16 protein-coding genes are annotated in these 21,909 nt (G+C 55.5%); 14 read left to right on the top strand and 2 right to left on the bottom strand.

The genetic code is table 11. The annotated features are described in order from the left end of the window. Positions 1–7: 7 nt before the first annotated feature. From M3223_RS16680 to M3223_RS16655, 6 genes are read left to right on the top strand one after another with little or no spacing between them, the layout of a single operon-like run. Positions 8–1,537 carry a hypothetical protein gene (locus M3223_RS16680; protein ID WP_251563540.1) on the top strand — a complete coding sequence of 510 codons (1,530 nt, stop codon included), beginning with the start codon at positions 8–10 and terminating at the stop codon, positions 1,535–1,537. Beyond that, positions 1,489–2,331 carry a GGDEF domain-containing protein gene (locus tag M3223_RS16675; protein ID WP_251563538.1) on the top strand — a complete coding sequence of 281 codons (843 nt, stop codon included), beginning with the start codon at positions 1,489–1,491 and terminating at the stop codon, positions 2,329–2,331. The genes M3223_RS16680 and M3223_RS16675 overlap by 49 nt, the downstream gene beginning before the upstream one ends. A 1-nt stretch (position 2,332) precedes the next feature. Next, a complete protein-coding gene (locus M3223_RS16670) occupies positions 2,333–3,742 on the top strand; it encodes a hypothetical protein (RefSeq protein ID WP_251563536.1) in 1,410 nt (469 codons plus the stop codon). A gap of 4 nt (positions 3,743–3,746) precedes the next feature. Further along, positions 3,747–5,009 carry a glycosyltransferase family 2 protein gene (locus tag M3223_RS16665; RefSeq protein ID WP_251563533.1) on the top strand — a complete coding sequence of 421 codons (1,263 nt, stop codon included), beginning with the start codon at positions 3,747–3,749 and terminating at the stop codon, positions 5,007–5,009. 11 nt (positions 5,010–5,020) lie between these two features. Beyond that, positions 5,021–7,189 carry a cellulose biosynthesis cyclic di-GMP-binding regulatory protein BcsB gene (locus M3223_RS16660; protein ID WP_251563532.1) on the top strand — a complete coding sequence of 723 codons (2,169 nt, stop codon included), beginning with the start codon at positions 5,021–5,023 and terminating at the stop codon, positions 7,187–7,189. A gap of 15 nt (positions 7,190–7,204) precedes the next feature. Further along, the gene (locus M3223_RS16655; RefSeq protein ID WP_251563530.1) at positions 7,205–8,287 is read left to right on the top strand and encodes a glycoside hydrolase family 113; all 1,083 of its coding nucleotides are present in this window, start codon (positions 7,205–7,207) and stop codon (positions 8,285–8,287) included. Positions 8,288–8,367: 80 nt separating this feature from the next. On the opposite strand, the gene M3223_RS24325 is transcribed toward M3223_RS16655, so the two are convergent. Next, the gene (locus tag M3223_RS24325) at positions 8,368–8,931 is read right to left on the bottom strand and encodes an acyltransferase (RefSeq protein ID WP_285891312.1); all 564 of its coding nucleotides are present in this window, start codon (positions 8,929–8,931) and stop codon (positions 8,368–8,370) included. Positions 8,932–9,030: 99 nt separating this feature from the next. Between M3223_RS24325 and M3223_RS16645 the strand changes: the two genes are divergently transcribed. The 4 genes from M3223_RS16645 (at position 9,031) to M3223_RS16630 (ending at position 15,971) form a co-directional block, all read left to right on the top strand. Beyond that, positions 9,031–9,654, top strand: a complete 624-nt coding sequence (locus M3223_RS16645; RefSeq protein ID WP_353057708.1) for a GNAT family N-acetyltransferase — start codon at positions 9,031–9,033, stop codon at positions 9,652–9,654. A gap of 119 nt (positions 9,655–9,773) precedes the next feature. Then, positions 9,774–10,613, top strand: a complete 840-nt coding sequence (locus M3223_RS16640; protein WP_251563527.1) for a DegV family protein — start codon at positions 9,774–9,776, stop codon at positions 10,611–10,613. Positions 10,614–10,815: 202 nt separating this feature from the next. Then, positions 10,816–12,090 carry a small-conductance mechanosensitive channel gene (locus tag M3223_RS16635; RefSeq protein WP_251563526.1) on the top strand — a complete coding sequence of 425 codons (1,275 nt, stop codon included), beginning with the start codon at positions 10,816–10,818 and terminating at the stop codon, positions 12,088–12,090. Positions 12,091–12,095: 5 nt separating this feature from the next. Continuing rightward, entirely contained in the window at positions 12,096–15,971 is a 3,876-nt protein-coding gene (locus M3223_RS16630; RefSeq protein ID WP_251563524.1) for an ATP-binding protein, read from the top strand. A gap of 103 nt (positions 15,972–16,074) precedes the next feature. Here the strand turns inward: M3223_RS16630 and M3223_RS16625 are convergent, their stop codons facing one another. Continuing rightward, positions 16,075–18,000, bottom strand: a complete 1,926-nt coding sequence (locus tag M3223_RS16625; protein ID WP_251563522.1) for a glycosyl hydrolase family 18 protein — start codon at positions 17,998–18,000, stop codon at positions 16,075–16,077. A gap of 300 nt (positions 18,001–18,300) precedes the next feature. Here M3223_RS16625 and M3223_RS16620 point away from each other — a divergent pair, with 300 nt between their 5' ends. From M3223_RS16620 to M3223_RS16605, 4 genes are read left to right on the top strand one after another with little or no spacing between them, the layout of a single operon-like run. Next, positions 18,301–19,002, top strand: a complete 702-nt coding sequence (locus tag M3223_RS16620) for a methyltransferase domain-containing protein (protein ID WP_251563520.1) — start codon at positions 18,301–18,303, stop codon at positions 19,000–19,002. Next, positions 18,995–20,191: an FAD-dependent monooxygenase gene (locus M3223_RS16615; RefSeq protein WP_251563517.1), complete on the top strand. Its 1,197-nt coding sequence runs from the start codon at positions 18,995–18,997 to the stop codon at positions 20,189–20,191. Before M3223_RS16620 ends, M3223_RS16615 begins: the two co-directional genes overlap by 8 nt. 21 nt (positions 20,192–20,212) lie before the next feature. After that, positions 20,213–20,677 (top strand): SRPBCC family protein, encoded by a 465-nt coding sequence (locus M3223_RS16610; RefSeq protein ID WP_251563515.1) that lies wholly within the window; start codon positions 20,213–20,215, stop codon positions 20,675–20,677. After that, the gene (locus tag M3223_RS16605) at positions 20,674–21,906 is read left to right on the top strand and encodes a beta-ketoacyl-[acyl-carrier-protein] synthase family protein (RefSeq protein ID WP_251563513.1); all 1,233 of its coding nucleotides are present in this window, start codon (positions 20,674–20,676) and stop codon (positions 21,904–21,906) included. The genes M3223_RS16610 and M3223_RS16605 overlap by 4 nt, the downstream gene beginning before the upstream one ends. Positions 21,907–21,909 lie beyond the last annotated feature (3 nt).

The raw sequence follows: 21,909 nt of genomic DNA, 5'->3' as shown, positions 1-21,909 counted from the left end.
CGCGGGTTTGCAAGGCCAACTTAAACGAAGTGTAATTCACCCATCCGCAATTGCTGCTGTGGCGGTTATAGCGGCCGCGCTTGTTATTATCGGGGCTTTGTTTGTCAAGCCCTACATTGGCATGGGCGACAACGGCGATTTTTATCGGGAAATCTATAATCCGGGCCTATATGATCTGAACAATACGTATGAGGATCGTCATTTTAATTACTTCAATCGGGAGTATGGCATTCGGGAATATCCGTATGACGCCGGCACGACTTTTATCTCCTCTTTGTCCCTGTTCATCCGCGGCGCGATCGGGCTCGATTTTTTGTTTACAGGCGACAACGTGTTTGATCTGCGCTTTCTAGCCGTTATGTACATGCTGCTGTTTCTGGGGGCGATTTATCTTACGGTGCGGCAAGCTGCGGAACGGCTGCCGGCTATTACGGCGTGCGTTGCAGCTGCTCTGGCCATTTTTATTTTTGCGGACACGGGTTATACCGCTTATTTCAATTCTTTCTACGGAGAGCCCGCGTCCTTTGTGGCGCTGCTGCTCACGATGGCGCTGATGATGCGCCTGCCGGAGCTGGACAAAGAATCTGCCGGCTGGCTGCTCGGATGGGTCGCAGCTGCATCGCTGTTCGCAGCAGCGAAGCAGCAAAATGCGCCGGCAGGCATTTTGCTGGCGCTGCTAGGCGTCCGTCTGTCATTTTTGTACGGCGCCGTTCGCATGCGCCGTTTGGCGCTTGCCGGTTCGGTTGTCATTTTGCTCGTCAGCGTTTTAACCTACTTGCTGATGACGGATGATATTAAACATATCAACCAATACCATGCCGTCACACGCGGCATCCTGCAAAATTCGCTGAATCCGGAACGGGATTTGGAGGAGCTGGGGCTGGACCCGAAATTCTCCGTGCTCGCCGGCACGACCTATTATGACAAATATAAGCTGGAGCCGGTGGAGTCGGAGATGATGCAGCAGGAGTTCTACTCGCAATTCGGGTACTTGTCCATTGCCCGCTATTATCTGCTCCATGCCGACCGGGCGCTGGATAAGCTCAATCAGGCGGCGAGCCATGCCTACTACATTCGGCCGGAGGCAATGGGCAACTTTGAAAAGAGCGCGGGAATGGAGCCGGGCGCCCAAACGGATTATTTTTCAGTCTGGAGCAGCGTCAAGCCGTACCTGTTCCCCGGGAGCTTCCGCTTTATCGTGCTTTTTTACGCCATTTTTTACGGCGGTTTAGCCTATTTTTATGCGGTAGCATGGCGGCGGGGGCGAAAGGCGGACCGGTTCCGGCTGGAGGCGCTGGCGCTGCCCGGACTGATCGGCCTGTCGCAGCTGGGCGTTTCGTTTCTAGGCGCTGGCGATGCTGACCTGGCCAAACATCTTTTTCTCTATGATGTCTGTTTCGATCTCATGTTTGGCATTATAGTCGTATTCGCTCTGTATAAGCTTCAGTTGAGGCTCCAATCACGTTGGAAAAAGGCAGGGGAAATGAAATGGAAGCGAAAAAGCTCGACATCTGGATCATCGTCCTTGCCGTCCTGACCTACGGAATGGTGAACTGGTTTGTTTTGCTCCCCAAGGACAGCTATTTGGAAAATACACTCCTGCTGAGCGCCATGTTCGCGATCGCGGTCCTTTCTTATTTAAGCGGAATGATGATTGCGCTGTCGGCAGCGGCGCTATGCATATTCTTCTATGGCAGCTACATCATGTACGGCAGCGTCATGCTCGGAAGAGGCATAGAGTCGCATGTTTATTACTGGCTTGTGCTGCTGCCTCTTGTTGCGCTTCTGACGGCGGTTATCGGCAATTTGATCCGCTCTATTCAAAAAGAGAATCTGCGCATGAGAGAGCGGTATTCCGAGTATGTAACGATAGATGAAAATACGGGGATGGAAAATGCGCGCGTCTTTTATGCGGTGCTTGGCCAGTACATCAGCCTGTCAAAACGGTATGAGCTGCCGCTTTCGGTCATGCTTGTTCGCTTGGAATACTACGACGACATCCGCAGCATCGTCGGCAGCGAAGCGATGAAGGATGTCGTGGCCTGGATTGGGCGGAGGCTCGGCGACAGCACGCGGAACGAGGATTCCGGTTATATTTTGGAAGACGGGCGCACCTTTGCGCTGCTGCTGCTTGGCAATCCGGACGGAGCCCAGGTTGTCAAACACCGGATCAAGGAAAACATCCATGCGTATGATTTGCAAAGAGCGGCCAAGGCGGTTACGGTCCGGATTGAGCTGCGAATCGGCATCGCTGTGTTTACTGCGGAGGAAAATCAGGATCCGCTTGCGCTGCGTCGCGCGGCACAGAAGGATATGGAGTTTGATGTTTAGATTGTCCAAATGGAAAAGATGGGCTAGGACGAGCGGAATCGGTGTCGTTGTTGGGATGATGCTGGCTGGCGCATCCCCGGTCTTCGGTTACTCTGTCGTCAAGCCGAGCCAATCGCCGCTGCCAGCTTCCGGAGCTCAACAACAGCAGGCGGCTGCACCGAGTTCACGCTCGGATGAGGCGTTGCTCGTTTACGGCCGGGAATGGCTCACTCAGGAAGGAAGAGAACGGCTGACGGAGCTGTACCGCATGCTGCGCGGGACCCATTCGAAAGTCAGCCTCGTGCGCGGCGGCGATTTTACGGAGGGGCAGCTGCGGGATGCCGAGCTGATCGTAGCGGCTGGCGGAGCCGGGGAGGAGTTTTTGAAAAGCCTTCCGTCTTCGCTGCCGGGCAGCGGCCGCCAGCTGCTGGCGCTTACCACGGAGCAAGGATTTGCTGCAGCGGAGGCACAGCTGGCTGCTGCGCTCGACGAGAACGGAAAGTCCTCGCCGGAATTTTTCATGCTGACGGATGTGAATCCGTTTTTGGATATGGATGAGCTGATGAGCAAAGGAAAATGGCTGCATGAACGAGGCATTCCGTTCTGGATGGAGCTGCGGCCGATTTTTATTAACACGGAGACGGAATCGATGCAGCGGTATTACGATGCGGTGCGCAAGCTGCAGGAATACGGGGGCTTGGCGCTGCTCGGCACACTCGGCGGCTGGACGCCGCCGGATGAGTGGGAGTCGTTCCGTGCTGGCTATGAGGTAACCGGGGCAACGAACAGCGACGAGCCGGAGCAGCTAAGCGGGCAGGCATGGCTTGCCTATGTGCAGCAAGGCATTTATCCGGCCGGTTTTTCCGGACCGCCTGATCTGATGTTCGATCGGGAGTGGGAAAAGGTGCTCCGGCATGGAAGCTTGTTCGTGGAGCAGTCGGAATGGCAGGGCTACACGCGGGATAACGAGTCCGGGAGCGGCTGGGAAGGGACGTATGTTCCGTTTGAGGACCAAGCGGAGCAACGCGGTCATGGCTTGCTGCCGGATGCTTCTCCAGCCGTGCTGGCTCTGTCTGCGTCCATGCCGGAAGAAAGCTTTCGGAATCTTCTGAATGATAAGCTGCGTTCAGGCTCCGCGTATGCCGATCCGGCTCTGACAGACAGCTTTTTGCATTGGAACGACCGGCAGCTTGTGCGGCGCCAAGGCGTGCTCACCCTGGACGGCGTTCCTGCCGTATGGCAGCCGCCCGAACCGCCTCCGGATACGTCCAGTCTGCCGCCGGAAACGGCAGGAGATCAGCTGTCTACGGTCAACAAGGGAATTAAAATGACGATGTCGGTGCTGTTTGTCGTTTCGGTGCTGGTCGTCGGGTTTTTCGTCGCAGCATTTGTCGTCGGCCGTCAGATCAACCGCAGAAAACATTTGAGGTGAATGGATGGAGCAGCAGCTCGGAGTTGTTGATTATTTATTTTTGTACTGCATGATTTGCATCTGGATAATGCTGCTGATCAATATCGTGCTTACTGCGGGAGGTTACCGGTATTACTTAAAAACACTTCAAATGCGTGTGGATGAGCCGCTGGACGAATATCCGTCCGTCTCCGTGCTTATTCCCGCCCATAACGAGGAAAAAGTAATCGGGCAAACCGTCAGTGCGCTGATGGCGCTCGACTATCCGGCGGATAAGCTGGAGATTATCGTCATAAACGACAATTCCAGCGACGCCACCGGCGATATTTTGGCCGAGCTGCAGCAAAGCCGCCCTGACATCAATTTGCGCGTGCTGACGACGGATGCGGTGACGGGCGGCAAGGGGAAGTCCGGGGCGCTCAACAACGGTTACGCAATTAGTAAAGGTGAGATTCTAGCCGTTTACGACGCTGATAACACGCCGGAACGCTCCGCGCTTAAAATACTGGTGCATACGCTTGTTCGAAACGACCGCCTCGGAGCCGTTATCGGTAAGTTCCGCACACGCAATACGAGCAAAAACTGGCTGACCCGATTCATTAATATTGAAACGCTCGGATTTCAATGGATGGTGCAGGCAGGACGCTGGCAGTTATTCGGGCTGTGTACGATACCCGGCACAAACTTTGTTGTGCGGCGCAGCCTGATTGAAAGGATGGGAGGATGGGATACCCGCGCAATTGCGGAGGATACCGAAATCAGCTTTCGCATCTACCGCTTCGGCTACAAAATCCAATACATGCCCCTGTCGGTAACCTGGGAGCAGGAGCCGGAGACGGTTCCGGTCTGGATCAAGCAGCGCAGCCGCTGGGTAAAGGGCAACATCTATGTGCTGCTCAAAAACATCAAGCTGCTGTTCACCCGCGAGTCGAAGCATATTCGCTTTGATCTGCTGTATTTTTGCTCGGTATATTTCTTGTTCCTCAGCTCGGCGCTGCTGTCCGACGCCATATTTTTGCTTGGAATACTGGGGCTTGTCGAATACAAAATTGCAGGCAATACGCTGCTGCTCTGGATGATGGCCTTTCTCGTGTTCGTACTGGAAATGGCGATTGCGCTCAGTATGGAGAAGGGGCAAAGCCGTCCGCGCAATATCGGATACGTTGCCATTATGTACTTTACCTATTGCCAGATGTGGCTTGTCGTTGCCGTCAACGGGTTTTATCAATTTATCCGAGATGCCATTTTGCGCCGCGAGGCGAGATGGTATAAGACGGAACGGTTCTGAAGGAGGAATTTATGAAAAACTGGTTATCCGTCATCTTGTCGCTGTCGCTGCTTACGGCTGCAGCGGCCGGAATTGCCCAGCCTGCAGCGGCGTCATCCGTAAAGCAGCAGAAAGAGTCTCCGCCTGCCGTGCAGCAGCAGAGCAAACCCGGCTCTACCGGCGCGCTGCTGTCCGGGGAAGGGAATATTCGTCTTCCCTACCGCGGCGACGTGAAGCTGCAGGGGCAGTATGCCGCTCAATCGGCCTTTTTTACCCTTAGCGAGCATTGGAAGCTGCGCTCAGGACGGCTGCACCTGGAATTTGGCGTGAGCAGCCTGTCCCGCGATGCGGCGCTGACGGTAGAGGTGAACGGCAAGCCGATTCATTCCATTGATCTATCCCGCTTCGAAGAGTCCGGCGGAACGCTGGATCTGGCTATTCAGGCAGATGACCTCATTACCGGAAGCAACGAGGTGAGGATTTCGTTTAACTATGCGGAAGGTGAAGTCGGAATTTGCGCAGACGCGCGGACGGACGAAAATTGGGTTCTTATCCGTGAGCAGTCCTACCTCGACGTGAGCTATGCCAACGAAAAGCCGACGCTGGAGCTGCGCCAGTTCCCCTATCCGTTTGTACCCGATGCCGGTGACCGTACCGGGAAAGGCACCTCGATCGTGCTGCCGGACAATCCGTCCCGGGTCATGATCGCCGCCGCGCTGCAGACGGCCGCCGCTCTTGGCGTAACGGCGGAGGAAGGGCTGAGCGGACTGCATATGGGCACTTACTCCGAGATCGCGGCGGGCAATCACCGCAAAGATCATCTCATCTACGTCGGACCGGCCTCCACGATGCCCGAGGCGCTGAAGCCGTCCCTTCCCCAGGAGGCGCTCTCCCGGCTGGAAGAAGGCCCGTTGTTGTACCGGGCGTTGTCGCCGCTTCAAGCGGACAGACTGCTGATGGGAATTGTGAGCGGCAGTGATGACACCACACTTGATGCGGCCGCGCGGCTGCTGCAAAACCCGGATCTCGCCAGTCAGCTTGTCGGCAGCACGGCGCTGCTGCCTTTGGGCACCAATGTCAACCGTACCGCTATTGACGCGTCGCGGGAGCGGTGGACGATCCAGCAGCTTGGCAGCCCTCAAGGCATTAAGGTGCAGGGACCTTTCCAACAGCAGGCGAACTTTGACCTGAAGCTGCCGTCGAATAAGCTGGTGCTGCCCGGCGCCAAGGCAAGCTTTAAGCTGAAATACGCCAAAAATCTGAATTTCAGCCAATCGCTCGCGACTATGTACGTAAACGGAATTCCTGCCGGCAGCAAAAAGCTAACCGCTGAGGCGGCGGACGCGGACGTATGGGAAGTGACGATTCCGAGCCAGGCAGCGCAATCCGGTTATTTGGCCATGAGCGTAGTGTTCGATTTGCAGATGAGCGACTACAATTGCGCGCGCGGCGGCGAGCAGACACCTTGGGCGTATGTTGAGCCGGATTCCACGATCAGCCTTCCGTCGGAGGATGAACGCACTATGCTGCTGGAGCATTATCCATGGCCGTTTATCAAAAATGGCCGCTGGAACGAAGCCGCTTTTATTTTGCCGGAGCAGGTCAACGGAGTGGACTTGAGCTTACAGGCGCGCATGGCAGCCCGGCTCGGCTCTTTTTTGACCGACAACAGCGCATCGCTGCAGGTTCGGCCGGATAAATCTTGGGAAACGGAAGAGTTGAAAGGGTTCAATCTGATTGTGGCGGGGACGGCAAAGGACAGCGAGCTGCTGCGCTCCATCAATCATGAGCTGTGGTTTGGATTTGACGCAAACTTCGAGCGTTTTGTCGGCAACGAAAAGCGGAGACTGCTGCCGGAGTTCGCCAGCCAGCTGGCGTCCGTTCAGCTTATTTCCTCCCCTTCCGGCGACGGAACGGGCATACTGGCGGTAACAGCTCCCGACTCAGAAAGCTTGCTGCAGGCGGAAAAATACGTGACGGAGCGCAGCTTCGGCGTAGAGATGGTTGGCAATGCAACGCTGATCGACCGCTGGGAAAAGGCGCTGCATCATTATTTTTCCGAGGATGACAGCCCGACAATCGGCGATAGAGTCAACCTTAGCTCGGGGCAAATGAAGGTGTTCGCCATCCTGTTCGGAACGATGCTGCTTATGCTTATTCTTGGCATCGTGCTTCTCTGGAGGAAGTACCGCAAACGATAGAGGGGAGAGGGGCGAATGGCGCGCCGCATCCATGGAGAGAAACCGGTTTTACTTGCTGCGGCCGCTGTTCTTCTGCTCATCTGCGCTATTATCTGGTGGTGGAAAAACGAAGGAGCTGGCGGGGGAGACAAGGTCAGGCAGCCGCTGCTAAGCGGAGCGGTTCGTTCAGGCAATCTGTCCGTCGACTACGAAATTCCGCAGGTGCTCGCCGATGCCGAACGGCTGTCGCTGAATGCGGTTAATGTGCCGGTAGCTGTCCGTATTCCAGACCTGACCGCCAGTGATTTTGAGCTTGATCCCGCTAGCCTGGACAAGGCGCGTGAGCTGATTCCAAAGCTGCATCAACAAGGAATGAGGGTGCTGCTGGAGCCGTACCCTTGGATTAACAACGGCAGCGAGGTGGAAACGAAGTGGAATCCGCAGCATAAGGACGTTTTTTTCCGAAATTGGAACGAAAAAGTGCTGCGCAGGCTGGTGGACGAGCTGGCGGAGCCGCTCTCGGTAGAAGCATTGGTCGCAGGCTCCAATCTGGAGCATCTGGAGGGAGAATCCGGCCAGTGGGTGGAGTTGTTGAAGGGGCTAAGGACCCATTACGATGGCCTTATCACCTTTAAAACGAACTGGTGGTACACCGCCGTTTGGGATGAATCCAGCCGGGCAAATTTTACGCGCAAACGGGATAATCCGTTGTGGGCGGAGGTTGATTTCATATCGGTTGCGGCGTATTTTGAGCTGGCTGAACGGCCTGAAAATACGGTTGGCGAGTTGATCTCAGCTCTGGGCCGAACGGAGGTTTATGACAGGGAGCAGGATGTGGCAGGCGAGCTGGAGCAGCTGACGGAGCGGTGGGATAAACCGTACTATTTCGCGGAGCTTGGCTTTCCCGCCCGTCAGTATGCGGCTAAGGAGCCCTGGAATCCTTCTCCTTCCTCGATATTTGACGGCGATGAGCAGGCGCGGCTGTTCCAGGCTTACCGGGACGTATTTCGCGGCCGCAGCCATTTCCTCGGCTACTCGGTATTCGCAATCGGAGAGGACGGGAGCGACAAGCATTATTACCCGTCGCAAAAAAGCGTGGAAATCATCCGTTCCTGGTGAGGACGGAATGATTTCCGCGCTTTTTTAGGATCACTTCGCAATGGCGAAGACGGCGGGGGTGGTTCAGCTCAGAGGCGGCATCATCCTCGAACCCAGCCGTCGGGAATATTTAGGCTGCGGATGATTTTGGCTGGCGAGCCTCCGACAACCGTATTAGGCGGCACATCCTTAATGACGGTGCTGCCAGCGGCAATGACGGCACCGTCGCCGATCGTCACGCCTGCGAGTATGGTGCAACGGGTGCCGATCCACACATTGTTGCCGATTCGGATAGGCTTAGCCAAATCGCCGTAATCGGTATCCGCATCCAGCCGGTGATAGTCGCTGTCCATAATGCTTGTGCGCGGACCGATGCGTACATCGTTTCCAATGATGATCGATTTGGTCGCGGCGATGCCGCAGCCCGCATTAATGAAGACATTGGAGCCGAATTCGAGCTTGGCTCCGTCTTCAACCGTAAGCTGGCAGGGCCAGGGACGGCCGGCCATTGAAAAACGTTTACCGATAACAAGCTGGCCGAAACGGTTGACGTAAACCTTGCCGCGCACGGAGGGAGCGTCGCGTAATGAATAACCTCTTGAGCCGAATTTTACGATTCCTTTTATGCGTCTATAGCCAAATACAAGCTTTTGTTTAATCCCCATCCTCACCGCTCCTATCTATTTCTGTTTAAATTATTATTCGATATGAATAATTATATAGGAAATTGGTCTGCAAAGGGAATCCTTTACGGGGGGAAGCCTGTGCGATATGATGGGAGCATTATTTCATGGGAGCTGATGGAAATGGAGACGGCTGATCCGAAGTTGATTGATTTTCCCGATGCTTTTGAAAGCAGCCGTTTGCTGATCCGGGCACCGCGTTTCGGTGACGGCGCGGCTGTTAATGAGGCGGTTCTCGAAAGCCTGGACGAGCTTAAGCCGTGGATGCCTTGGGCGCAAACCGCTCCGTCGGTTGAGCAGTCCGAATTGAACGTGCGCAGCGCGATAGCAGCCTTTATTATGCGGACCGATCTACGCTTGATGCTGACGGACAAACAAACGGGCAGAATGATTGGCGGAAGCGGTCTGCATCGTATGAATTGGGATGTACGCAGCTTCGAAATCGGCTATTGGGTGCGCAGCAGCGAGGCGGGCAAAGGGTATGTTACGGAAGCGGTTCAGGCGATAACGGCATTTGCCTCGGAACGGCTTGCAGCCAACCGCATTGAAATCCGCTGCGATTCAATTAATGAGCGAAGCGCGGCCGTTGCCGTCCGCTGCGGTTTTACGCTGGAGGGCGTATTGCGCCAGGACAGCCGCGATTCAACCGGACAGTTGAGAGACACAAAGGTCTTTTCAAAGGTGCGTGGCGCAGAGTTTGTGTGACAACATTATGACAGAAGTGATTTCATAACACATTTTACTGGATTAGACAAGTTATATTTGTGACTACTAGGCCGTACGTCGAATTCGGTATAATGGCTTCGAATGAAAGGAGCCCGATTATGCCGATCAAGATTTTTACAGACAGTGGTTCTGACCTTCCGGAGTCGGTCCGGAGTCAATACGGGATCGAGATCATTCAGCTTCCGGTCATGTTTCCAGACGGTCCCATGCCGAAGGGAATGAGCAACTCCGAATTTTACTCTAAAATGAAATCGCATCAAGAGCTGCCGACGACGGCAAGTCCGAGCCCTTCTGATTTTCTGGAAGCGTTCCGCCGCGCGGACGGCGACAGCGATCTGCTCGTTATATGCATGTCGTCCAACGTCAGCAGTACCTACCAATCCGCCTTAATAGCAAAAGAAATGTTAATTGACGAAGGCTTTTCACGTTCGATAGAGGTGCTGAATTCCCGCGAATTTTCCGGAGGTCTGTCGCTGATTGTGGCTTTGGCCGCCAAATGGTCCGCCACCTGCGACAATCTTGCGGAGCTGACTGCGAAGGTAGAACGGCTGATTGAACATACAGAATCTTATTTTACGCTGGATACGCTTGAAAACGTGATTAAAGGCGGCCGTTTAAGCCGCTTGTCCGGCGGAGTGGCGACGATACTGAATATTAAGCTCCTGCTTTGTATCAACAAGGAGGGCCGTATCGAGGTCGTCGAGAAAACCCGCGGCTTTCGCAAAGCGGTTAACCGCCTGCTTGAGAAGGTGGATGAAAAAACGCATGATTACGAAAATGCGGCGATCGCCATCGTGCACAGCAATAATGAACAGCTGGCCCTGGAAGTGAAGGCGCGCATTTTGGCCAAACACCCGTTCCGGGACGTTCATCTGTCCTGTATGGGCCCGGTTATGGGCACTCATGCCGGCGAAGGCGGCATTGGAATCGCATTTTAATATTGACCCGGATCAGCCCGGGACGAAATCGCCTGTGACTCGGGCATTTCGTCTCGGGCTGTTTATTTATCGAATTGAAGGAAAAATATTGAAAGAATTGGGGCGAAAAGGTAAACTAGTTCCGTTCCCATTTCGACAAATAGATAGAGGCTTCCGCCTAAAACAGCCTACAATGCCTTCAATCATGAATAGGGGGATTTCAATGAAATGGAAGCTGTCTCAAACATCGCTGTTAATCGGTACTTCCGTACTGATCTTCACCCTTCCGCTGGCCGGCAGTTTAATCCGTTGGAAAGGCCTGCCGCCTGGTTATGGTGAATTTCCCGCTCAACAAGCTATTGCTCCCCCTGGCTTTAATCTTGGATACTTTATTTTTGCCTGTATGGTGGCTGTATTTATCGTATTGTTTCTTGCTTTTCCGCGCCTTTTCGGTTTCCGTTCAGCCAGCGCCGACAAACCGGCTTTCGAAGCGGACAGGCCTGCCTCCAGGCAGCAGCTCTCTGCAGCTCAGGCCGAAGTCGCAGCAGCGTCGGAGGCGGCATTAACATCGGCATCGTATCGCTCAGCAGCTTCAAGCGGGTTTCCAGTCTGGTTCTGGTGGAGCTTGCCGTTGCTGTTAGCCAGCTGGCTGCTGATGTGGTTCCGTATTCCCTTTCTGCCGGAGCTGAACGCCTTCGCCTTTGTGCCGCTCTGGTGGTCTTTTATTCTGCTGCTCGACGGAATCGTATACAAGCGAAGCGGCGGCAGCTCCATTATTTCGAAAAAGCCGCATCTCATGCAGATTCTGGCCGCCGTATCCTGCTTCAGCTGGTTTGTGTTTGAATATCTCAACTTTTTTGTGCTGGAGAACTGGTATTATCCCAACCGGGATATATTGTCTGATTTCGGCAATGTTTTCTGGTTTTCCTTATCTTATACAACTGTACTTCCGGCCATATTTGAATGGTATACGCTGCTGCTGACATTTCCGGGAATTCGCGATCGATACACAAACGGCCCTAAATTTAACCTGTCCCGCAGCTCTATTTGGTTATTGTATGCGGGCGGAGTTGCGCTGGCCTTTGGAATGGGATATTTTCCATTTGAGCTTTTTTGGGTGTTGTGGGTTGCTCTCGTGCCCCTGTTATCGGCAGCGATGGCGCTGGCAGGGCTGTGGACGCCGTTTTCCCCGCTGCGGCAAGGAAATTGGTCGCCACTGTTGCTGATTGCCATAGCTACTTTGCTGAACGGATTGTTTTGGGAGTTTTGGAATTACGGCAGCGGATTTTTCAATTCTGATATCGTAATTAATCCAAACTTCTGGAAGTATTCCGTCCCCTATTTGGACAAGTTTCATCTCTTTTCCGAAATGCCGGTGCTCGGTTACTTCGGCTATCTGTTTTTTGGCGTCAACTGCTGGATCATGTGGCTGGCGTTCGCCTATATATTAAAGTTTGATGCTGAAATTGTGCCTGGGGCATCCGGAACATGGAGATGAAAATAATGACATCATTCGGATGCTGCGAAGCGGAAGAAGTTTTAATTACATCGGATCGAACAATCGTGTACCGCGGGCGGGACATCAATACGGGAGAGGCCGTGCTCATTAAAACGTTTCGCGCCGGTGCAGGAGACAGCTACGATATGGCGCGGCTGAGGCATGAGGAGCGCCTGATGGGGCGTCTCAGCCACGGCTTTGCAGCTTCAAAGCACGCTCGCCACTATGGTCCGGCCGCTGCAGGCGGAGTCTACGCGCTCATTTTCAGAGATTCGGGCGGCGAGCCGCTGGAAACGGTTCTGGAACGAAAGCCGGACATCGACGAATTGCTGGAGCTGGCAGTGGAGGTTTGCGAGCTTTTAAGAGAGCTGCATGAATGTAACTTCATTTATGGAGATCTCAAACCGGGCAGCCTGCTTTGGAACCGCGAGAAGCGGATTATTCAGCCGATTGAATTAGGCAGCGCGGTCGAAGCGATTGGCCGTGAACCCCGATTCAATAGCGTTTATGGGCCGCGAGGGACCTTTCCCTTTCGTTCCCCGGAGCAAACGGGGCGGATGAACCGGCGTGTTGATGACAGAGCGGACTATTACGCGTTAGGCATTATTCTTTATAGTGGTCTGACGGGCAAGCCGCCTTACACGGCCGAGGAGCAGGAGGAGCAGATTCACTATAGCCTGGCCAAGCTGTTCGTCTCTCCTTTTGCGGCAACGGGCGGCAAAGTCTCTCCGTTTCTGTCAGCTATCGTGATGAGACTGCTGGCGAAAGAGCCGGATGAGCGTTATAGAAGCATCGAGGGCATTAAAGCGGATTTGCTGAAAGCTCGGCAGGGCCAATGGGAAGGCATAACCGGAGAGGCTGATTCCGACTGGCGCTTCCGGCTTTCGCAACGGTTGTATGGAAGGGACACGGAGCTTGACAAGCTTCGGTCGCTGCTGAAAATAAGCGGCTCCGGCACAGTGGTGACGTCTCTTATTCATGGGGATGCCGGTGCCGGAAAAACCGCGCTTGTCCAAGAGCTTAGGCCGGATTTGGCCCGGATGAAAGGATATTTCTTGGAGGGCAGGTTTGATTCATCCAATCGGCATTTGCCGTACGCCGCCATAGCGGAGGCTCTCCGAGGATGGCTTGACCATATGCTGAGCCGCCAGGCTAGCAGAAAAATGCTTTTAACCAGGTCCCATCAGCTAATGGAAGAGCTGCAGGGCTGCGGCAGTTTAATTACGGCTCTAATCCCGGAGCTGGAGCAGCTGATTGGGCGGCAGCCTTTACTGGAGCCGCTGAATCCGAAGGAGGATTCCAACCGTTTTTATTCGGTATTTGTTCGGTTTATCACCTTTTTAGCATCGTCAGGTCCGCCAATGATATTGTTTCTCGATGATGTGCATAACGCGGATGCGCCAAGCTTGCTGCTGCTCGAAAAGCTATCCGCTTGTGAGCATCCATGCCGTCTGCTCGTGCTGCTGGCATGCCGCGACCAGGAAGCGGACCGTACCGTTGAAGAGGCGCTTGAGCGGTTTAGACTCAGCTCTCGTGTACTATTCATCTCGCTGCAGCCGCTCGGCTGGTTTCATGTGGAGGAAATGGTCGGCGGCAGCCTGAACATGAACGCGATGAACAGGGAGAGGCTGTCTGCTGCCCTTCTGCGGAGCACAAAAGGCAATGTGTTTTTTATCCATGAGCTGCTTTTTGAGCTGCATCGCTGCGGCGGACTTTATTACGATGAACAGCAGGGTGAATGGAACTGGCGGGAGCAGACGCTGCGGCAAATATCGTCAGAAGGGGATGCGCTGCATTTTTTGACAGACAGGCTGGGCAGATTGCCGGAGCACATGCGGCGCATACTCTCGCTGGCCTCAATTATTGGCGGCGATTTTCACTACGGCATGCTGCTGCGCATCGGAAAGGGCTGCGAAAAAGAGCTGCTGTCGTCGCTCAGCGCGTCTTTAGAGGAAGGGCTTCTGAGCGCCGGTTACGAGTCGATTGAGCTGCTGCGGTTTGCGGCTGCGGAGCTTGAATCGGGGTTGTTTCAAGCTCCGGCTGAACTAACCTTTCGGTTTCGGCATGGCCGCCTGCAGCAGGCGTTTAGTGCGATGTTAACTCCGGAGGAATCGGCTGAAACTCATCTATGGATGGCGCAAATGATGATGGATCAGCAGGAAGAAGAACCGCAGGATTACCGGCTGGTCCATCTGGCGCTGCATCTTTGCCAGGGGCTCGATGTGCTCATCGATGCGGAAGAACGGATGAACGCCATTCATCTTATGGCTCGCGCGGCTCATCGGGCAAAGCTGGCCCATGGATATGAGACGGCTTACATGCTGCTGGAGCGCATTCGTCCCTTGCTGCCACCTTCGGGACTTACCCAGACGTCTTGGCTGCGCGCACATGTCAATCGTTTATATGCGGAATGCAGCTTTTTGACCTGGCGAGTACGGGAGGCGGAGGAGGCTTGTCAGGAGCTTCTCTTCGAGGCGGCAAGCCCTTACGCGGCTGCTGAAGTCCGGGCGATGCAATCGAGCCACTATATGTATTTGGGGATGCTCGCCGAATCGCTGAGCAGCGGACGGAACGGACTTCAGCTGCTTGGAGTGATTCTGCCCGCCAAACCGACCAAACTTCATGTGCTGAAGGGCCTCGTTCAAACAAAGCTGGCGCTGCGGAAAAAAAACGAGGCAGAGCTGTTAGCCGGTCCATCGATGAAAGAGCCTTCTGTTTTGTTAAAAATGCGGCTGCTCATTAATATGTTTCCTTCGGCGTTTATTTCAGGACAGCCGGAACTGTTCAGCCTGCTGGCGTTCAAAAAGGTTGAACTTACGCTTCAACACGGGGTCGCGGCAGAGTCGGCGTTTGCTTTTATCGGTTATTCCATGCTGCTCTCCGGAACCGGGGACGCTGAAGGCGCATTCCGCTATGGGCGGCTCGGCGTCAACATTAATGAAAAGTTCAACGATGTTCAGTGGCGCGGTGCGGTGCTTACGCTTTATACGCTGTTTGATCACGGCTGGAAACAATCTTGGCACACGCTGCCGGAATGGTTCGAGCGTGCGGTTTTTAGCTGCCAGCAGGCAGGAGACCTGATGTATCAGGCACATGCGTCGTATTACCGCAATTTGTGGCATCCGACGATGGATTTGCCCCACCAGATCCGCAACATGGAATTAAGCATCTCGCAAATTCGGCAAACGCAGTATAAAGCCTCGCTGCTGACGGCGCAGCTTGCCCGCCAATATTATCTGAATCTGGCCGGCGAGCTGTCTGATTTATGCTCCTTTGACGGAGATGGCTTTCGCGAAAAGGATTGTTTAGACCGGATGGAGACGAGCGGTTACAAAACCGGTCTTGCTATATTTTATCTGCACCGGATGAAGCTCTATTTTATGCGTAACGAGCCGCTTCGCGCTTATCAGGCGCTGCAGGATGCCGAGCTCTACGTCCGTTCGCTCGCCGGCTCGGCTTTTATGGAGGAATACGTGCTGTTCTCCAGTCTCATTGCAAGCGACCGTTATGGCGAACTGAGCGGGAAGAGCAAAAAGCAGGCGCGTCAGATTTTACAAAGGGGCATGCAGAAGGCGGTTGTATGGTCAAAAGCCAACCCGGATATGTTTTCGATGCATTTATGGATGCTTCGCGCAGCGGCGGCCGAACGCCGCGGAAAAAAACAGAAGGCGGTTCAGTGTTACGATATGGCGCTTGAGGCGGCCCAATCGAGCGGGTTTATCCGCTATCAGGCGCTTGCCTATGAGCGTGCGGGGATGTTTCGCCGAAATATCGGCCTGGAGACGGCAGCGAAGGAATTGTTCAGGCAAGCAGCCCACTATTACGAGCTGTGGGGAGCAAGAAGCAAAGCGGAAATGGTAGGAAGAGAGTTAAGTGTGTAATCCGTTTCCGTTCTTGTCGCCAAATTAACAAAAAAGCTTGACCTTCCGGAATCGGTAAGGTCAAGCTTTTTTCATTATAAAGTTGGATATGAATAAGTGCTCGTTATTCCTTTACCTTCACGATTTCTCCCCACAGCGCCTCCGGCTCGTAGCCGAGTCTCCAGGCAGCGATGCCGGCCAGATCGTATTTTTTAGCGAGAGAAATGCGCTGCATAATGCTTTTGTTTGTTTCCTCCCAGAATACATACGATTTGCCGTTTTCCTTGTACGTGTATTTTTGCAGCCCTGCGTCCGGGTCCATCGTCGGCAAAGCGCCTTTGGAGCGAATCAGTTCGGGAACATCCTTCATAAATACGGCCCGGCTCGTCACCGGTTTGCCTGCCGCATCTACCTGCCACACTCGGACATAAAACGGAATGCCGAGTACAAGCTTGGAGCGGGGAATGCCGTAGGAAAGGAACTGCTGGATGCCGCCCTCGGCCCAGCCCAGGCTGGACACCGGACCGGCGTCCTCGCCGCCTTGCCAGTGCTCGTCGTAAGCCATAATAACGATCCTGTCCGCAACCTGGGCGATTGCACGGTGGTCATAGGCGGTCAGATGATCCCAGGCTACGTCTCCGCGCGGGAGGTCAATCGACAGCTCAAGACCCGCGCGATGCAGCGCGGAAGCCAGTTCTTCAACGAACAGCGTATACCGTGAACGGTCTTTGCCCGCGATACTTTCAAAATCCAAATTCAGACCGTCTGCGCCTGCTGCCTTCAAGCTGAGAACAATGCTTTTGACGAACGTTTGACGCGCGGCTTCGTCTGCAAGAAAAGCGCTCGTCAGCTTGGGATCAAACCCGTTATGCACGAGCGGCTGCACCTTCATGCCGCGCTGCTTGAGCGATGCGACCAGCTCCGGTAATGAGTCGTCCTGCAGCTTGCCGGTGGCGTCAGCGAGTTTATACCAGGTTGGAGACGAGATATCAACGCCCTGCGTGCCTGCTAGCTGAGTGACGATGCTGTTCCGGTCGGAGGTGCCGCTCCAGCCCAGCACCTCGAGAGCTTTCGGCTGCCGCCAAAGGGTCCGGTTTTCCGCCGTGACGACACGGCTGCCGGTGAAGCCGGATGCGTAAGATACAGCGCTTTTCCGGGTGTGGAACCTTTTCAGCAGCTCATCTCCCTGCATGACGGACAGATAAGGCGCATTGGTCCACCAGACAAGGCCGTCGCGCACGATTTGAGAGTTGGAAAGCGCCTGGGCTTTCTCAACTGCGCTTTGCAGCGCGAAATAACTGGCGACCTCTTTACCGTTCTGCAGCACTTGATAGCCAGGCAAGCGGGACAGGATGACTGCGCCGCTGGCGCTGTTCACCACTTGGCTGCGGGCAATTGCGCGGGCGGCTTGCGCGGCGTCGCGCGCAAATGCGTACACCTTGTTCGTTGCGGAAACTCCGTCAACGAGAACCGTATAGACGGGACTGCCTGCGCGGGCAGCTTTTATTTGTGCCTCCGAATAATTGTCCCATACCCATGCTGCCGCCTCGACATCGATAATATAGGCCTTAGACCATTTTGCCGCTTCCTTTTTGGCTGCGTCTAGCGCAGCGAAGCTCCAGGCCGGCTTTGTCGAGCCGTTTTGAAACAGCTGATATCGCGGCGCTTTGTTATACACCCAGCCCGGCCGTTCCAGGTCGCGGATTTGCGCGGACGGAAGCGATCTGGCCTTTTTTAATGCTGCGTCGTAAACGCCAAATTCCCAGGCAGCTTGGCTTGTCCCGTTCTGATAGACCTTATAACGAGGCAGATTGTCCCATATCCATTCGCGGCCGGCGATTCGTTCCACACGGCTGTAAGAATAACGGGCGGCAAACGTTTTGGCGTCAGCCAGCCGGGCAAATTCCTTTAAAGGGCGGTCATTCTGATAGACGCGATATTGGCTAATTTCATTGACCGTTGCTGCAGGAGCAGCGGAAACACCAATGGAAAATACAGCCTGCAAGCCGATTACGGCAGCTGCCGCAATAGCCAGCGGAGTTTTGTTCATTCGTTTATTCCTCCTATGATCTTGTTGTCCTATTAACGTTTCGAGCAGTTCCAATTATGTAGTCGGTAATAGCGCAGTTCTCCGCCTTAGTTAGACGCTTCGCAACAGTTTTGGTTATGTGGGAATGATTGGACAGCGATCCGCGCCGGAAAAATAGATTCTGCTGCGGTAAAAGCTCGTCCTGCCAATTGCTCCTTTTGAAAATTAACCTTCCGCCATGCAGATGAATCTTACCGATTATGGATGATCGTGGAAATGAACGTTCATACTACGATCAGAGCAGGCGGAAGGAGGAATGCTATGAAACGCCATCATGAAAAAGAGTGGCTGGATGAGGAAGGAGCCGCAACGCCTTCCGAGCTCGAACACAGCTTGCGGGAAGTGTGGGCGGTCAACCGTTATTTAGGCGGCAATCCGCCCCTGCTGCATCATTTGAAGAGGCTGTTAAGCCGAGCGGCATCCGGGCGGGCGGACACGATTACCGTATTGGATGTTGCCACCGGGATGGCGGATCAGCCGATTGAAGTGCATCGCTGGGCTTCCGGCAAGGGCTGGAAAGTCCGTATTACGGGCTTGGACATCAGCCCATCGATTGCCGATCTGGCGCGCAGGCGGACGGAGAAGCATGAAGCGATAACCATTCAGGTTGGTGATGGGCGAAAGCTACCGTTTGAGGATGGCAGCTTTGACGTGGCCTTCAGCAATTTGGCTCTGCATCATATGAGCGACGAGGATGCAGTTGCCATGCTGGCTGAAATGCAGCGCGTGACGCGTTATGGCTGGGTTGTAACGGATTTGGAGCGCAGCCGGGCCTCATACAGTTTTGCCAAGCTGCTGGCAATGACCGTATGGCGCAGTCCGGTAACCCGGCATGACGGTCCGCTTTCGGTCCGCCGCTCCTACACGGCGGATGAGGCGCGGGCGCTGTTAGAGCAAGCCGGCTTGAAAGGACAGGTGCGGCGGCATTTCCCGTATCGGATCGCACTGGTCAGCGATGTTTGATGTGCTCGTCTGCGGAGCCGGTCCGGCAGGCAGTGCGCTGGCATGGCGGCTGGCACGGGCCGGCCTTCACGTTGCCATTGCAGATGCGGGACGTCCTCCGAGGCGCAAGCCTTGCGGCGAATCGCTTAATCCGGGAGCGGCGGCGGCTGTAATCCGTCTGGCTGGCGCTAAACCGGATAGCAGATCTGACGGGAGTGACGGACGAAGTCCGGCTGATCAGCGGCTGGGAGCTTTTCTGAGAGAGCAGACGCAGCCGCTGGAAGGCTGGGTGCTGCATAGCGGAGGAGTGGCGCTTGAGGCCCGTTATCCAAACGGCTGGTCTGGATGGGCCTGCAGGAGAGAGGTGTTGGACGAATGGCTGCTGCAGGGAGCCCTTGCTGCCGGAGCGGAGCTGCTTGCGGATTGCCGCATCTTGTCGGTGCGTGAGCATGCCGACGGCTGTGAGGCAGCGGCAGTCCGGGAAGGCGTGCAGGCGAAGCTGCTGGCAAAATATGTGGCTGGAGCGGACGGGCTGCGCTCTGCCGTCGCCCGTTCGGCCGGTCTGCAAGCTGCGCCTGGCCCGCTGCGCAAGCTGGCGTTAACCGCTCGCATTAGCGGCTTGCACGGTTTAAATGTGCTCGTAGAGCTGCATTTGGAGCGCGGCAGCGTCATAGGCATTGCACCGCTCCAGGGAGGAGCGGCTAACGCAACGCTGGCGCTCTCTTCAGCCGAGGCGGCGCGAATTGCGCCAAGCCTGCGCCGACGTCCTGAAGCGCTGCTCCGCTCGCTGCTGCAATCGCCCAAGCTTGGAGAGCGGGCCGCTGATGCCATGCTGGAGAGCGAGGTGCTGGCCTGCGGTCCGTTTGATTTTCCGGTAAGGCAGGCGCATTCGGGACGCGTGCTGCTTGTTGGCGATGCGGCCGGTTATTACGATCCCTTAACGGGACAGGGCATCTATCGTGCGCTGCGCGGAGCGGAGCTGGCGGCGCAGCGGCTGCTGCTGGCAGCTGTAGAAGGTCCGCCAGCGCTGCAAGGCTATTCGGAGCAGCTGCGCAAGGAATTTGCCGCCGGCTCAATGCTGCAGCGGTGGATTGAATACGGAGCTGCTAGGCCGGCTCTTTTTCGGACGGCGCTGCGCGGACTGAAGCTTACCGGGAGCGCTCAGCGGCTGGCAGCCCTCGTCGGCGACTGCCGAGTCCGGACTATTTAAAAGGAGAGAAGGGACTAGAGCATGTTTACGTACAATGAAGCTTATATCGATTCACCGCCGGATGAGGTGTACCGGTACGCAGCCGAGGTGGAGCGCTGGCCGCAGCATTTAAACCACTATAGCCAGGTTTACTTTCGCAAGGGAGAAGCGAGCCGGGGCATAGTCGAAATGCGCGCCTGCCGTCCGTTTGGGGCGTTTCGCTGGCCGGTCTGGTGGGTGAGCGAAATGTCATCCGAGCCGCATAATCGCCGAATCCTATACCGGCATATCGAGGGGATTACGGCCGGAATGGATGTGGAATGGAAGGTGGAGCCGCACGGAGAGGGCAGTAAAGCTTCCATTGTCCATGAATGGAAACGCCCTGCCGTTGGACGTTTGGCGGCGAGCCGCATCATCGGTCCGGCTTTTGTGCATGCCATTGCCGAACGGACGCTGCTAGGTCTGAAAACGGCGGCAGAGCTTGGCTCAAGGAGGAGTGCAACATGAAAGAACGTAAAGCCGTTATTACCGGCATTGGCTGCGTTACGCCTGTCGGAACAGGTGCGGAAGGGTTATGGGAAGGGCTGCGGCGAGGCGAAAGTGCGGTTGGGCCGATTGACAGGTTTGTGCCTTCCGGGCTGAAAAGCCGGATCGCTGCCCAAATCCGCGACTTCGAGCCTCAGCAGTATATGGACCGGAAGCGAGCGCATCGCACGGACCGCTATTCACAGCTGGCCATAGCTTCCGGCCGTCTGGCGCTGGAGCATGCCGGCCTCGATCCGTCGCAATTGGAGAGCGACCGGACGGGGGTATTTATGGGAAGCGCTCTTGGAGGCATCGCTTATGCGGAAGAACAGTGCGGCCAGTTCATGAGCGGCGGTTACCGGAACGTTTCTCCGACGCTTGGCTTCTCGGTTTTTGGCGGCGCATCCTCCTGTAATATGGCGATGGAGTTCGGCTTTACCGGACCGAACGAAACGAATTCGATGAGCTGCGCCTCGGGAGCGGTAGCGATAGGCCGCGCGCTGCAGGCAATCCGCCGCGGAGAGGCGGATACAATACTGGCAGGCGGTTCGGAAGCGCCGCTTTCTCCGCTTTCATTCGGCGCGTTTGACATGCTGAGAGCGATGTCGACCCGCAACGAGCAGCCTGATTCCGCGAGCCGGCCGTTCGACCGCAGCCGCGACGGTTTTGTCATGGGCGAGGGTGCGGCTGTGCTCGTCATCGAGGAGGAGGGACATGCAAGAGCGCGCGGCGCAACCATTCTTGCCGAGCTGAGCGGCTTCGGCGTCAGCAACGACGCGCATCATATGAGCGCGCCGTTGCCCTGCGGCACGCAGGCGCAGCGGGCGATGAGACTTGCTCTGCACGATGCCGATATGCTGCAGGAGGACATTGGATATGTGAATGCGCACGGCTCTTCTACTCCGCTTAACGATGTAACGGAATCTCGCGTCATCCGCAGCGTTTTTGGCAGCCGGCCCGTCGCCGTCAGCGGCACAAAGGGGTTGTACGGCCATCCGCTAGGCGCATCGGGAGCGATTGAGGCGGCGATCACGGCGCTGTCGCTGTCGCGCGGCTGGCTGCCGCCAACGATTAATTTGCAGGACCCTGACAATGAAGCGGAGCTGGATCTTGTGACGGGCTTCGGCCGAAACATGAGGCTGGATGCGGCGCTATCCAACTCCTATGGCTTCGGCGGCATCAATGCAACGCTGGCCTTCCGCCGGAGATAGTTG

It is taken from the genome of Paenibacillus pasadenensis, assembly GCF_023715725.1.
Lineage (GTDB): Bacteria > Bacillota > Bacilli > Paenibacillales > Paenibacillaceae > Paenibacillus_O > Paenibacillus_O pasadenensis_A.
Note: the sequence above shows the minus strand (reverse complement) of the source record. Positions and strands in the feature narration are given on the sequence as shown.

Coding starts and splice junctions, on each gene's coding strand:
- M3223_RS16675 (WP_251563538.1), top strand. CDS start 1,489: ATGGAAGCGAAAAAGCTCGACATCTGGATCATCGTCCTTGCCGTCCTG.
- M3223_RS16665 (WP_251563533.1), top strand. CDS start 3,747: ATGGAGCAGCAGCTCGGAGTTGTTGATTATTTATTTTTGTACTGCATG.
- M3223_RS16660 (WP_251563532.1), top strand. CDS start 5,021: ATGAAAAACTGGTTATCCGTCATCTTGTCGCTGTCGCTGCTTACGGCT.
- M3223_RS16655 (WP_251563530.1), top strand. CDS start 7,205: ATGGCGCGCCGCATCCATGGAGAGAAACCGGTTTTACTTGCTGCGGCC.
- M3223_RS24325 (WP_285891312.1), bottom strand. CDS start 8,931: ATGGGGATTAAACAAAAGCTTGTATTTGGCTATAGACGCATAAAAGGA.
- M3223_RS16640 (WP_251563527.1), top strand. CDS start 9,774: ATGCCGATCAAGATTTTTACAGACAGTGGTTCTGACCTTCCGGAGTCG.
- M3223_RS16635 (WP_251563526.1), top strand. CDS start 10,816: ATGAAATGGAAGCTGTCTCAAACATCGCTGTTAATCGGTACTTCCGTA.
- M3223_RS16630 (WP_251563524.1), top strand. CDS start 12,096: ATGACATCATTCGGATGCTGCGAAGCGGAAGAAGTTTTAATTACATCG.
- M3223_RS16625 (WP_251563522.1), bottom strand. CDS start 18,000: ATGAACAAAACTCCGCTGGCTATTGCGGCAGCTGCCGTAATCGGCTTG.
- M3223_RS16620 (WP_251563520.1), top strand. CDS start 18,301: ATGAAACGCCATCATGAAAAAGAGTGGCTGGATGAGGAAGGAGCCGCA.
- M3223_RS16615 (WP_251563517.1), top strand. CDS start 18,995: ATGTTTGATGTGCTCGTCTGCGGAGCCGGTCCGGCAGGCAGTGCGCTG.
- M3223_RS16610 (WP_251563515.1), top strand. CDS start 20,213: ATGTTTACGTACAATGAAGCTTATATCGATTCACCGCCGGATGAGGTG.
- M3223_RS16605 (WP_251563513.1), top strand. CDS start 20,674: ATGAAAGAACGTAAAGCCGTTATTACCGGCATTGGCTGCGTTACGCCT.